This is a genomic window from Trueperaceae bacterium (assembly GCA_036381035.1).
Classification (GTDB): domain Bacteria; phylum Deinococcota; class Deinococci; order Deinococcales; family Trueperaceae; genus DASRWD01.
This window is the reverse complement of sequence record DASVDQ010000006.1, coordinates 1-12,381: the sequence shown is the minus strand read 5'-3', so window position 1 is coordinate 12,381 and position 12,381 is coordinate 1. Positions and strand designations below refer to the sequence as shown.

At 74.2% G+C, this 12,381-nt stretch carries 13 protein-coding genes; 4 read left to right on the top strand and 9 right to left on the bottom strand.

Features of this window, described 5'->3' with window-relative positions:
- The 8 genes from VF202_00750 to VF202_00715 all read right to left on the bottom strand — a co-directional run.
- A partial coding sequence (locus VF202_00750) for an ATP-binding cassette domain-containing protein (protein HEX7038621.1) occupies positions 1-399 on the bottom strand: 399 nt, incomplete at its 3' end.
- Positions 400-1,140 (bottom strand): ABC transporter ATP-binding protein, encoded by a 741-nt coding sequence (locus VF202_00745; GenBank protein HEX7038620.1) that lies wholly within the window; start codon positions 1,138-1,140, stop codon positions 400-402.
- Positions 1,133-2,185 carry a branched-chain amino acid ABC transporter permease gene (locus VF202_00740; GenBank protein ID HEX7038619.1) on the bottom strand — a complete coding sequence of 351 codons (1,053 nt, stop codon included), beginning with the start codon at positions 2,183-2,185 and terminating at the stop codon, positions 1,133-1,135. Before VF202_00740 ends, VF202_00745 begins: the two co-directional genes overlap by 8 nt.
- A complete protein-coding gene (locus tag VF202_00735) occupies positions 2,182-3,048 on the bottom strand; it encodes a branched-chain amino acid ABC transporter permease (GenBank protein ID HEX7038618.1) in 867 nt (288 codons plus the stop codon). Before VF202_00735 ends, VF202_00740 begins: the two co-directional genes overlap by 4 nt.
- A gap of 66 nt (positions 3,049-3,114) precedes the next feature.
- Positions 3,115-4,305, bottom strand: a complete 1,191-nt coding sequence (locus VF202_00730; protein HEX7038617.1) for an ABC transporter substrate-binding protein — start codon at positions 4,303-4,305, stop codon at positions 3,115-3,117.
- The gene (locus VF202_00725; protein HEX7038616.1) at positions 4,302-5,804 is read right to left on the bottom strand and encodes a long-chain fatty acid--CoA ligase; all 1,503 of its coding nucleotides are present in this window, start codon (positions 5,802-5,804) and stop codon (positions 4,302-4,304) included. Before VF202_00725 ends, VF202_00730 begins: the two co-directional genes overlap by 4 nt.
- Positions 5,801-6,931, bottom strand: coding sequence for a 3-oxoacyl-ACP synthase (locus VF202_00720; GenBank protein HEX7038615.1), 1,131 nt, complete (start codon positions 6,929-6,931; stop codon positions 5,801-5,803). Before VF202_00720 ends, VF202_00725 begins: the two co-directional genes overlap by 4 nt.
- A complete protein-coding gene (locus VF202_00715) occupies positions 6,928-7,692 on the bottom strand; it encodes a TetR/AcrR family transcriptional regulator (protein ID HEX7038614.1) in 765 nt (254 codons plus the stop codon). Before VF202_00715 ends, VF202_00720 begins: the two co-directional genes overlap by 4 nt.
- Positions 7,693-8,065: 373 nt before the next feature.
- Between VF202_00715 and VF202_00710 the strand changes: the two genes are divergently transcribed.
- The 4 genes from VF202_00710 to VF202_00695 all read left to right on the top strand — a co-directional run bounded on the left by VF202_00710 (position 8,066) and on the right by VF202_00695 (position 11,963).
- Entirely contained in the window at positions 8,066-8,848 is a 783-nt protein-coding gene (locus VF202_00710; protein HEX7038613.1) for a class I SAM-dependent methyltransferase, read from the top strand.
- Positions 8,849-8,857: 9 nt separating this feature from the next.
- A complete protein-coding gene (locus VF202_00705) occupies positions 8,858-9,988 on the top strand; it encodes a hypothetical protein (protein HEX7038612.1) in 1,131 nt (376 codons plus the stop codon).
- A gap of 122 nt (positions 9,989-10,110) precedes the next feature.
- Positions 10,111-11,034, top strand: a complete 924-nt coding sequence (locus VF202_00700) for a hypothetical protein (protein ID HEX7038611.1) — start codon at positions 10,111-10,113, stop codon at positions 11,032-11,034.
- Positions 11,031-11,963, top strand: a complete 933-nt coding sequence (locus tag VF202_00695) for a hypothetical protein (GenBank protein HEX7038610.1) — start codon at positions 11,031-11,033, stop codon at positions 11,961-11,963. The genes VF202_00700 and VF202_00695 overlap by 4 nt, the downstream gene beginning before the upstream one ends.
- On the opposite strand, the gene VF202_00690 is transcribed toward VF202_00695, so the two are convergent.
- Positions 11,896-12,381: hypothetical protein (locus VF202_00690; protein HEX7038609.1), on the bottom strand; the 486-nt coding region annotated here is incomplete at its 5' end. The genes VF202_00695 and VF202_00690 overlap by 68 nt on opposite strands.

The following is a 12,381-nucleotide window of genomic DNA, read 5'->3' as shown; positions in this document are numbered from 1 at the left end:
CTCGCGCTCCTGCAGGCGCGGGAAGAGACGGTAGACGAGCTCGCGGTTCCTGGCGGCGAGGGGGCGGGCGTGCGGCAGGTAGTCGGCTCCGGCGGCGAGGTTCTCGGCCACCGTCATCAGCCGGAAGAGCTGCCTGCCCTCGGGCACGTGCCCGACGCCGGCGCGCACGATGCGCGCCGCCGACATCCCCTGCAGGCCGCTGCGTCCCAGCGCCGAGACCTCGCCGGCGCGCACGGGCACGAGGCCGGTGACCGCCCGCAGGAGCGTGGTCTTGCCGGCGCCGTTGGCGCCGATGATCGTGACGAGCTCGCCCTCGTCGGCGTGGACGTCGACGTCCCAGAGGACCGTGATCTTGCCGTAGCCGGCCCGCAGGCCGCGCACCTCGAGCGCCCGCGCCATTCAGGCCTCCTCCGGTTCGGGCTCGCCGAGGTAGGCGCGGATCACGCGCTCGTCCGCTGTGACCTCGGCGTAGGTGCCGCGCGCCAGCTCGCGGCCGTGGTCCATCACCAGCACGCGGTCGGCGAGGTCCCGCACGACCGGCATCACGTGCTCGATGAACACGACGGTGACGCCCGAGTCGCGCACGCCGCGCACGAGCTCGACGGCCTGCCGCGCCTCTGCGGGCCTCAGGCCGGCCATGACCTCGTCGAGGAGCAGGACCTTCGGGTTCGTGGCGAGGGCGCGGGCGATCTCGAGCCTCTTCTCCTGCAGGAGGTTCAGGTCCTCTGCCGGCGTGTCGCGCAGGCGCGACAGGCCAGTGCGCTCGAGCGCGCTCTCGACCCGGCGCTCGGCCTCGGCGGCCGGGACGCCGGGCTCGCCGAACAGCGCGCCGACCATCAGGTTCTCCTCGACCGTCATCTCGGGGAACGGCTGCACGACCTGGAACGCGCGGCCGAGGCCCATCTGGCAGCGGCGGTAGGTGGGCAGCCGCGTGACGTCGACGCCGGCGAGGAACACGCGGCCGGCGCTCGGCTCGAGCAGGCCCGAGAGCAGGTCGAGGGTCGTCGTCTTGCCGGCGCCGTTCGGCCCGATGATCGCGAAGATCTCGCCCTCCTCGACCTCGAACGACAGGTCCTGGACGGCCGCCAGGCCCCCGAAGCTGCGTCCCAGGCGCTCGGCCCTGAGGATGGGCTCAGGCATCGCGCCCTCCCAGCGCCTCCGCGCGCGTCCCCTCCTCCGCCCGCCGCGCCCGCTCGCGCCGCGCCAGGCGGCGGAACAGGCCGATGAGGCCGCGCGGCATGAACAGGATCGACACGACCAGCACGACGCCGTAGGCGACGAGGTAGCCGTCCGAGAGCGTGCGCTTCAGCGTCTCCTCGACGCCGGAGAGGACCAGCGCGGCGAGGATCGGCCCCACGGTCGTGTAGAGGCCGCCGAAGATCGGCGTCACCAGAGCGAGGACGGTGGTGTGGACGGAGAACGTCGCGTCGGGGTTCACGCTGCCGAAGCGGTGCGCCTCGATGGCGCCGAGCATCCCGACGATCACCGACGAGATCACGAACGCCACGAGCTTCGTGCGCGCCGGGTTCACGCCCATCACGCCGGCCACGGCCTCGTTCGTGCGCACGGCCGTGAAGGCGTAGCGCAGGCGCGAGCGCTGCACCAGCACCGAGACGAGGATCGCGAGCGCCAGCAGGCCCAGGTAGACGAGGAAGTAGCCGCGGTTGCGCAGGAAGGCGACCTCCCAGCGCTCCATCTCGCCGGCGACGAACACGGGCCGGAACAGGGGCGGCAGGTTCGTGCCGACGGAGCCGCCGGTGATCGCGAAGGGCAGCGACTTCACCACGGTCTTCAGGACCTCGGCGAAGGCCAGCGTGGCGATCGCGAAGTAGATGCCGTAGAGGCGCAGCGTCGCCGCGCCCAGGCCCAGCGCCATCACCGCGGCGACGGCGCCGGCCAGCGGGACGCCGAGCCAGAGGGGCGCCCCGGTGAGCTTCAGCAGCACCGCGGCGGCGTAGGCCCCGGCGCCGTAGAACGCGGCGTGCGCCAGCGAGAGCTGGCCGGTGCGGGCGACGAGGTCCCAGCTCAGGGCGAGGACCGCCAGGCCGACGGCCCTGATGCCGAGCGCGAGGTAGCTCACCGACGCCTGGCCGTAGGCGGAGCGCAGCGCCGCCGGCAGAGCCGCCAGCAGGCCGACGAAGACGGCGGCCGCCAACAGGTCGAGGAAGAGGCCGCGGCGCCTCACGCCTTCCTCCACGACCTGTAGACGAGCGTACCGAGGATCAGCGCGAAGAAGACGGCGTTGCGGAGCGCGTCGCCGTTGGGCACCAGTGTCGCGACGAGCGACTCGGCCAGCGCCACCACGATCGCCGCCGAGACGATGCCCCTGACGTTGCCCAGGCCCGCCAGCACGACGATCGCGAACGCCTTCAGCGTGTAGGCGAGGCCGACCGTGGGGGTGGGCGACTGGATCACCGCGATCATCACGCCGCCGATGCCGGCCAGCAGGGCGGAGAGCCCGAAGGCGACGAGGTAGACGCGGTTCACCTCGAGGCCCACGAGCCCGGCGCCGACGCGGTTCTGGGCCACGGCGCGCATGGCGCGTCCCAGGGGCGTGCGGGCGAGCACGAGGTAGAGGCCGCCGACAAGCAGCACCGAGATCACGAAGCTGCCGAGGGGCACGAGGCCCACGCTGACGCCCCCGACCTGGACGCCCATCGCCCGGTACGGCACGCCGCCGATCGAGCGCGGGTCGCCGCCCCAGATCATCAGGGCGAGGTTCTGCAGGATGATCCCGATGCCGAACGTCAGGAGCATCTGGTTCAGCTCGGGCGCCTTGAGGACAAAGCGGATCGTGGACGTGTAGATGGCGGCGCCGATGACGAACAGGACCGGCGCCACGAACAAGATAGAGAGCAGCGGGTCGAAGCCGAAGCTGACGAAGAGCTGGTAGGCGAGGAACGCGCCGACCATGAAGAACTCGCCGTGGGCGAAGTTGACGATGCCGATGACGCCGATCGCCAGCGCCAGGCCCACGGCCACGAGGGCGTAGAGGCCCGAGGCCAGCACGCCGGAGACGAGCGCTTGAGGTAGGAGTGTCAGGTCCACTGCGTCCTCGTGGAGGGGGCGCGCGGGCCGGCGCCCCCTCCGTGACGGGGTCTCCCTAGGCCGGGCTCAGCGGCACGCCGCCAGCGGGGCCGTGGCGCGGTCGGCAGGCCAGACGATCTCGCGCACGCCGTTCTGGAACTGGAAGACCAGCCACATGTCGGCGCCGAAGCCCTGATGCTTCGCGATCGTCGACGGCTTGAAGCTCCACTCGCCCATCGGGGAGCGGAAGGTCATCGTCTTGAGCTTCTCGATGACGGCGGCCTGGTCGGTGGTGCCGGCGGCGTTGATCGCGTCGGCGTAGGACCAGAGCTGCGTGTAGGCGAGGGCCGCCATGTAGTTGTCGGGGTACGTGCCGTGCATCGCCCGGTAGGCCTCGGCGAACGCGACGGCCTCGGGGTTGGGCAGGTTCGGCAGGTAGCCGATGAGGCCCATCACGCACTCCATCTCGGGGGCCTGCTCGATGCCGGTGGGCCAGCCGGGAGGCGCGCCGAAGACGTACTTCGGCGCCACGCCGAGCTCCTTGAGCTGGCTGGAGAGCGGCTGCGCGTCGGAGTCGTAGCCGATCCAGTAGAGCATGTCGGGGTTCGCGGCGCCGACCTTGCTGAGGGTGGCGCGGAAGTCGCCCGTGCCGCCGGTCAGGGTGGAGGTGAACGCCTCGCGCAGGGCGACGTCGATGCCCATCGCCTCGACGCCGGCCTCGAGGCCCGCTGCGCCGGGCGTGCCGAACGCGCCGTCCTCGTGCAGCACCGCCACGCTCTGGACGCCGAGGTCGCGGATGAACCCGAAGGTCGCCTCGACGTTCTGGTAGTCCCACGGGTGGATGTGGAAGAACCACTCCTCCTCGCCCAGGAGCTCCTCGATGCCCTCGAAGTCGTCGTTGCCGATGCCGGACGACGCCCCGCCGATCCAGCTCACGATCGGCTGGAAGGTGCGGAACGACTCGACGAGGGCCAGCGTCGCGCCCGACGAGAAGCCGCCGGCGATGAACTCGACGCCGTCCTCGGTCATCAGCTTCTCGAAGGCGGCGACGGCCGTGGCGGGGTCGGCGCGGTCGTCCTCGATGACGATCCGGAGCGGCTGGCCGAGCACGCCGCCCGCCTCGTTGATCTCCTTCAGGGCCAGCTCGAACCCGGCCCGCTGGGCCTGGCCCGTGCCGGCCGCGCCGCCCGTGAGCGGCGACAGGATGCCGATGGTGACGGGCTGCGCGAAGGCCAGCCCCACCGCGGCCGCGAACAGAACTGCGAAGAGCTTCTTCATGCTTCCTCCTCCTCGAGGTGCCTGGCGATGAACTCGTCGGCGATGGCGCGCTTCAGGACCTTGCCCGCGCCGCTCTTGGGCAGCTCGGGCGCGAACTCGACGTGCTTCGGGACCTTGTAGCGGGCCAGCCTCCCGTACAGGAACGCCCGCAGCTCCTCCTCCGCGAGGCTGCGGCCGGGCTTGAGGACGACCCGGGCGAGGCCCACCTCGCCCCAGCGCTCGTCGGGCACGCCCACGACCGCGCACTCGGCGACAGCGTCGTGGTCGTAGATCGCCGACTCGACCTCGACCGGGTAGACGTTCTCGCCGCCGGAGATGAACATCTCCTTGCGGCGGCCGACGATGCTGAACACGCCCTCCTCGTCGACGACGGCGAGGTCCCCGGTCCACAGCCAGCCGTCCCTGAGGACCTCGCGCGTGGCGTCCTCGCGCTCGAAGTAGCCCGCGAAGACGTGCGGCCCGCGGAGCGTGAGCTCGCCCGTCTCGCCCGGCGCGCAGGGCGTGCCGTCGGGGCGCCTCACGACCGCCTCGCCGTGGAGCATCGGCTTGCCCACCGAGCGCGGCTTCCTGTCGGCCACCTCCTGGGTCGTCGCGAAGCAGTTCACGCCCGCCTCGGTCAGCCCGTAGCCCTGGCGCATCGGCACGCCGCGGCGCGTGAAGGCCTCGCGCACCGGCAGGGGGCAGGGCGCCCCGCCGGAGATCGCCCAGCGCACGCCGCTCAGGTCGGCGGAGCCGAAGCTCGCGCAAGAGGCCAGCATCTGGAACATCGTCGGGACGAGGAACAGGACCGTCGCGCCCGTCTCCCGCACCAGGCGCAGGTAATCGTCGGGGTCGAAGGCGCGTTGCAGCACGACCCGCCCGCCGACGTGGAAGAGCGGCACGGTGAAGGCGTTGAGGGCGGCGTGGTAGCAGGGCGTGGCCTGGATGACGCAGTCGTCGGCGCGGAGCTGCCAGCTCAGCACCGTGTTCACGGCGTTGTAGAAGCCCTGGCGGTAGGGGAGCATCGCGCCCTTGGGCAGGCCGGTGGTGCCGCCGGTGAGGAGGATCATCTGCACGTCCTCCGGGCCGACGACGGCGTCGTACCCGGGCGGGCGCGGGTCGGGCGAGGCGGCGCGCAGCCGCTCCTCGTGCTCGCCTAAGTGCCAGAGGCGTACGCCCGTCGCGCGGGCCTTGGAGGCGTGGGCCTCGTCGTGCATGAGCAAGGCCGGCCTGAGGTAGTCGGCGATCGCGCGCTGCTCGGGCTCGGCCAGGCGCACGTTGAAGGGCGCGTAGACCGCCCCGGTCTTGGCCGCGGCCAAGAGGAGGTCGATGTGCGCGGCGTGGTTGTGGGCCAGTACCGCGACCCTGTCGCCCTTGCGCACGCCGGCCTCGCGCAGCGCCGCGGCGAGGCGCTCGGCCCTGTCGTCGAGCTCGCGGTAGGTGAGCCAGCGGCCGTCCCACCAGAGCGCCGGCGCGTGGGGCGTGAGCTGCGCCCGCTTGGCGGCGACGTCGAGGATCACGCCGGGCCTCCCTCGGGAGCCGCCGACGGGCCCCCTGCCGGTCGCTCCGCCGAGACGCCTTGGCGCGGAGGCGTCGCGTCCGTGACTGGCTCCGCCTCCGAGCGTTCCCCGGGCCCCGCCGCGCCGTCCCAGCGCAGGCAGATCGCGTTCCAGACGTAGCCGACCCCGGCGGCGACGAGCACGACGAGGTCGCCGGGCCTCAGGAGGCCCTGCTGGCGGGCCAGCTCCAGCGACAGCGCCTGGTCGACCTGGCCGATGTGGCCGTAGCCGCTGAGGTAGATCGAGCGCTCGAGCGGCAGGCCGAGGCGGGCGAGCAGGGCCTCGTGCGCCGAGCGCTTCACGTGCAGCATCGCGACGTAGGCGACGTCCTCGAGCCTGGCGCCGGAGCGAGCGACGGCGTCCTCGACGACGCCCACGAAGTTGTCCATGCTCTTCGCCTCGAGCCGCTCCCTCATGCCCGCAGGATCGGTGACGCGCAGGCGGAACTGGCCCGCGTTCTCGGGCGTGACGGGAGCGACGGTGCCGCCCACGGGCACGAGGACGTCGAGGGAGAAGCTGCCGTCGGTGCGGAACGCCGACCCGAGCAGCTCGTGGCCGCGGCCGCGCTGCACGACGAAGGCGGCGGCGCCGGCGCCGAGGTTGTACATGAACCGCACGTGGGGGTCGGTCAGGTCGACGAGGTCGCCGTTGCGGTAGCCGCCGGCGACGAGCACGGTGTCGACGCCGTCGTCGGCGGCGATCATGTCGCGCGCGAGCTTCAGCGCCAGCACGGCCGTGCCGCACTTCTGGCCGACGTCGTAAGCGTAGGCGTTCACGGCGCCGACGTCGTGCGCGAGCTTGATCCCCGCCGTCCAGACCGCGTACTCCTTGTACTCCTCGGTGATCGAGACGACGACGTCGACGTCCTCGGGCCGCACGCCGGCGTCCTCGAGCGCGGCCCGCGCGGCCCTCACGCCCATCGCCGTGGGGTGGTCGTCGGACCCCGGCATCACGCGCGACTCGATGCCGAGCTTCTCGCGCACGACCCACTCGGGCAGGCCGCTCGCGGCGGCGAGCTCGGCGGCGCTCATGCGCCCCGCGGGCAGGTAGGTGCCGATGCCCGTGACGCCGGGTCCGCGGCCGCTCATTGGCCCTCCTCGCCCGAGCGCGGCGCGGGGCGGCGGGCGGAGCGGCGCGCGCCGCCGCCTGCCGAGCCTCCGCCGTCGCGAACGGCGCGGCGCCGGTCCGCCGACCCGGCGCGGCGCCGCGTGGCCTGCCCGGCCGCGTCCTCACGCTCGGGCGCGGCCGACCCCTCGCGCTCCGGCATCAGCCCGGCGCAGACGAAGGCGAACACCGTGTCCATGACCTCGTCGGGCGGCTGGCGCCGCTCCCAGATCGGGAAGCGGAGGCCCAGGAAGTGCGCCACGCCCATGAGCGCCCACGCGAGCGCCGCCGGGTCCCCAGCGCGCACCTCGCCGCGGTCCTGGGCGCGGGCGATGTTCGCGGCGTAGGCGTCGGCGAGGGTCTGGTAGTACTCGCGGTACGCCGACTCCTCGACGAACTGCGACTCCATCACGACCTTGTAGAGGTTCTGGTGCTGGAGCGAGAACGCGACGAAGGCGCGGAAGCCGAGCCTCTCGGCCTCGAGCCTGTCGGCGGCGTCCTTGGTCGCCTCGCTGAGCGCGGCCCTGAGGCTGCGGCCCATGTGCCGTACGAGCTCGACCAGCGCGTCCTTCTTCGTGCGGAAGTAGAGGTAGAAGGTCCCCTGGGCCACGCCCGCCCGGCGGGTGATCGACGCCACGGAGGTGGCGGCGTAGCCGTTCTCGCCGAACTCCGCCTCGGCCGCCTCCAGCAGCCTGCGCCTCGTGGCCTCGCCCCGCGCCGTGCTCGGGACCGGTAGCTCGCTCATCGTCCTCGCCCCGCCGCCGAGGTCCGGCCTCGCGCCAGACCTGACGGCCGAATCAGGTGTCAGGTTGCTGGGAGCCTATGTAGCGGGGCCGGCCGGTGTCAAGGCCGGCGGCCAAGGACGCGGACACCGCCGGGCGGCCGCGAGCGTGGACCGCGGTCGTAACGCGAGGGGGAGCCGCGGTCCCTGCGCGACAGGGGGCCGCGGTTCGTGGAGCCGGCCCTGAACGCCCCGTAGAGCGCGGTCCCTGCGCGACAGGGGGCCGCGGTCCCGCCGCGGCGGACGCGCTCCTTCCCGCGCGACGGGCCCGTGGGCGCCCGCCGGCCTCGCTCCGTTCCGCCGTGCGGTAGGGCGCGGCGCCGCTTATAGTCCCGTCGTGAAGGGCAGACGCTCGAGCTGGGACCCCGTCGCCGGGTGGTACGACGCCACCGTCGGCGTCCGGGGGAGCCCCTACCACCGCAAGGCCGCGATCCCCACCGTGATGCGCCTCGCCGAGCTGCGGCCGGGCGAGCGGGTGATCGACGTCGGCTGCGGCACGGGCGTCCTCGCCTTCCACGTGACCAGGGCCGGCTGCGAGTACCTCGGCGTCGACGCCAGCGCGCAGATGGTGCGCCTCGCCCGCAAGCGCCGCGGCCAGGAGGGCCGCTTCGAGCAGGGCGACGCCCGCGACCTCGTCGGGACGACGTCGGCGCGGCCGGGCGGCTTCGACGTCGCCGTGTTCCTCCTGAGCCTGCAGGACATGGACCCTCTGGACCGGGTGCTCGCCTCGACGGCTCAGGTGCTCGCGCCCGGAGGCCGCGTCGTGGCGTTCATGGTCCACCCCGCGTTCCGCGCCCCGCGCGGCAGCGGCTGGGGCTACGACCCGAAGCGGAAGCTCACGTACCGGCGCGTGGAGCGCTACCTCACGCCCGCCGCGGTGCCGATGAAGGAGTACGCGGAGGTGCGCGAGGGCGCCCCACGCGGCGCCACCATCAGCTTCCACAGGCCCGTGCAGGACTACGTGAACGGCCTCGCCGCCGCCGGGCTGTGGGTCGACGCGATGGTCGAGCTGCCCGACCCGGTCAAGGACGCCGAGGGGCGCTCGAACCCCGAGGTGCCGCTGTTCCTCGCGCTGCGCGCGCGTGACGCACGTCCGCGTCGAGAAGATGAGGAAACTTAGACTGGCTCCGTGCCCATCCGCCTGGAGGAGCTGCCCGGCGTCGAGATAGTCCACTACGCCTCGCCGGACGTGCTGGTCTGGAGCCGGGCGAACGTGATCGTGGTCGAGGCGGCAGGGGAGCGCCGGCGCTTCGCCCTGCCGAACCCCGGCTGGCGCGCCTTGGCGTCGTGGAGCCGCCTGGCGCGCCGCGCCGCGCGGCTCGACAAGTGCAACGCGTTCCCGGTGTTCGAGGACGGCCGCCTCGCCGCGCTGGTGGCCATCCGCCTCGGCCAGGCCTACCGCATCGAGCTCGACACCGGCGAGGTGACGCCCACGCTCAGCCTCCGCAACTGCCGGAACGTCCTGCACCAGTCGATTTGCGTCACGCCCAAGGGCTACGTCTACTTCGGCGAGTACGGCACGAACCCCGACTACCGCCCCGTGCCCGTCTACCGCAGCCGGGACGGGAGCCGCAGCTGGGAGGTGGCCCACGAGTTCGAGGCCGGGACGGTGAGGCACGTGCACGGCTGCTTCTGGGACCCCTACGAGGGGCGGGTCTGGGTCGCGACGGGCGACGGCCGAGGCGAGGCCTACCTGGTGTCGGCCGACGAGGAGCTGGCCGACCTGCGGTTCCACGGCGACGGCAGCCAGGACTACCGCACGATCTGCCCCTTCTTCCTCGAGGACGCCGTGGTCTGGGGCATGGACACCGACCTCGCGACGCCCTACCTCTGCCGGCTCGACCGCGCCTCGGGGAGGCTGGAGAAGCTGCATTGCTTCCCCGGCCCCGTCTGGTACGGCAAGGAGCTGGTCGACGGCTGGCGCCTGCTGGCCACCGCCACGGAGGCGCGGCCGGGCAGCTCCGACGACCGCGCGCACCTCTTCGTGTCCCGCGACGGGCTGGAGTGGCGCGAGGTGCTCGTGGCCGACCACGACGGCCTGCCGAAGCGCGTCTTCAAGGCCGGCGTGATCGCCTTCGCCGACGGGCCCCAGTCGGGCGACGGCTTCTACATGTCGGCCGAGGCGCTGCGCGCGATGGACGGCCGGAGCTTCCGCTGCCGGCTGACGGCGATGGTGCGGGAAGGGCACCACGCGCCGGCGCTGCGCCCCGACGAGGCCCGCGTGCGGCGGACCGACAGGGAGCCGGTAGCGGCGGTGTGAGGCCGCGCGCGGCCGAGCCGGGGCGCCGCGGCGGCCTACCGGGGAGGCTCGGGTTCGGAGCCGCCGATGCCTCCGCGGCGCCGGGCCGTGACAGCGGGCCGGCCGTGCCCTAACATGCCGCCATGCCCGACCAGCGGCGCCGCTGGGCGCACGCCACGACGGCGGTCGGCATGCTCCTAGGCTCCCTCCTCGCGACCGCTCAAGACGCACGAGGCCCCGGCGCTCCCTTGGGAGCCGCGCAGGTCCTCCAGTGCCTGGTCGCCGAGAGCCTGCCGGCGCCGCCCGCGGAGGCGCGCGAGGGCGGGTTCGCGTTCGTCTTCGAGTCGCTGGGCGGCACGGCCGTCGACGGGCGCGCCTGCACCGTCTACAGGCTGCGCAACCTGCCCGGCAGCCCGCCGACGCCCGTGCGCTGGACGGCCGGCTCCGAGGTGCTGGTGGACGTCGGCGCGCTGGCGCGGTGCCGCGACGAGTGCCCCTGGTTCGAGGTCGCGCGGTACTTCGACGGCGGCTTCGTTGGCGGCGAGACCCAGGTCGGCTACGGGCTCAACGCCGACTCCTACCGCGCCGCCAGCCCCGGACTCGTGGCGCTGGGGTTCCCCGACCAGGGCGCGGCGGCCGCCAGCGTCGGCACCGAGCTCGTGGGGACCGTCGCGGACGCCGAGGGGAACGAGGTGGCGCTCGACCTCGTCGTGAAGTCGCGGTTCGAGCGCGACGAGGAGGGGCTCACGCTGGTCTTCGAGGCGACCGCCGACGACCCGTCGCAGCTCGAGGGCCGCCGCTTCGTCCTGGCCTGGGAGGCGTTCGACCGGATGCCCGGCATCGCCGACGGGGAGCAGAGCGGCGTGGACGAGGGGCCCTTCCGCGGCCTCGCCGTCGGCGGCGTGGTGCCCGTGACGCACCGCGAGGCCGGCGCGGTCAGCGTCAGGGTCCCGGCCGGATCGGCGGTCTACGAGGGCGGGCTCGCCCTCGAGGTGCGCGAGCCGGGCCCCGAGGGGGACGTGCTCCTCACGGTGACGCTGCCGGCCTTCCTGCCGGGGCCGCGGTGACGGTGGGGAAGGCCGGCTCCGGCGGCGCCAAGCCGGCGCGCCGCCTGCTCGGCGCGGGCACCAAGGCGTACGACTGGCTGAAGCAGGCGCTCGGCTTCTACGGCACCGCGGTCACGGTCGCGCAGCTCGTGCCCGCGATACTCGCGCTCCTGGCGGTCTTCTTCACGCCCACCGCCTGGCTGTCGGCGACGCTGCGGCGCTGGGTCGGCCTCGGGGCGCTCGCCGGCGCCGTGACGGGCATGGCGCTGCTCGCGCGCGCCGCCGGGCCGCGGGCCCTACTGGGGCGCGGCCGTCGCCTGCGGGTGGCGCGCCTGTCCGGCCTCGCCTGGTGGGGCCTGGGACTGGGAGCGCTGGCGGCCGCGGCCTTCCGGCTGCACCTCGCCGTCGTGGACGTCGCGTTCGTCTCCTCGGCGCCCTTCCTGACGCCGCTGCTCGACTTCTACCTGGGGGGCGGCCGCGGCGCCGCGACGCTCTACAACGCCCTGGCGGCGGCGCTGGCCGGCGCGGCCCTGGCCGGCCTCGTGGCGGGGGCGCCCGCGGCGCTGCTGCGCCGGCGCGAGCACCGCCGCGCCCGCAAGGAGCTCATGGAGGAGGGCGGCGCGCTGGCCGCCCTGAAGAAGGCGCTCGACTCGCTGGCCGCCGCCAAGGCGGCGGTCGAGGCGGCGCGGGCGCAGGTGGACGAGCTGGCCGTCGAGCTGGCCGACCTCCGCGCCGCCGCGGGGCTGGAGCCGCCGGCGGCCGGGCGCGCCGCTCCGCCCGCCGAGGCGAGCCCCTCAGCCGGGTCGGCGGTCGCGGGTCCCGACGCCCGGGACGGCCGGCCGCCCGCGGGGTCGGACGCGCCGCCCGCCGACGAGGAGCCGTCTACCAGCGCAGCAGGCCGGCCAGGCCCCCGAGCTCCTCGCGCAGCCGCCGGTCGGGCTCACCGCTGAGGAAACGCAGCTCCATCCCGTACGTCTCGGCCAGCCGCGGCAGCGCGTCGGCGAGCGGCACCGGTTCCAGGTCCTCGCCCTCGCACTCACCGGCCGCGCGCTCGTGCGTCGCGAACACCCGCCCCGACGCCTTGCACCGCCAGACCTCCTGGTAGGGGACGTCGGGCACGATGAGCGTGTGGACGCGGTTCTCGCTCACCGCCTGTAGCGTTGGCCCGGCGCCCGATACGCCCGACCTCTCCGCCTTCGCGAGGGCGTCGGCGGCCTCGGCCACCTCGGCCTCGCGGACCGCCGCGAGGAACTGCGCGTGGAGCGAGCCGGCCGAGGCGGCGGGGTTCGCCGGCAGCGGCATCCGCCCCTTCACCAGCGCCGCGGTCGCCGGGTCGAGCTCGGCCTCGAACGCCGCGACGTCCGGCGC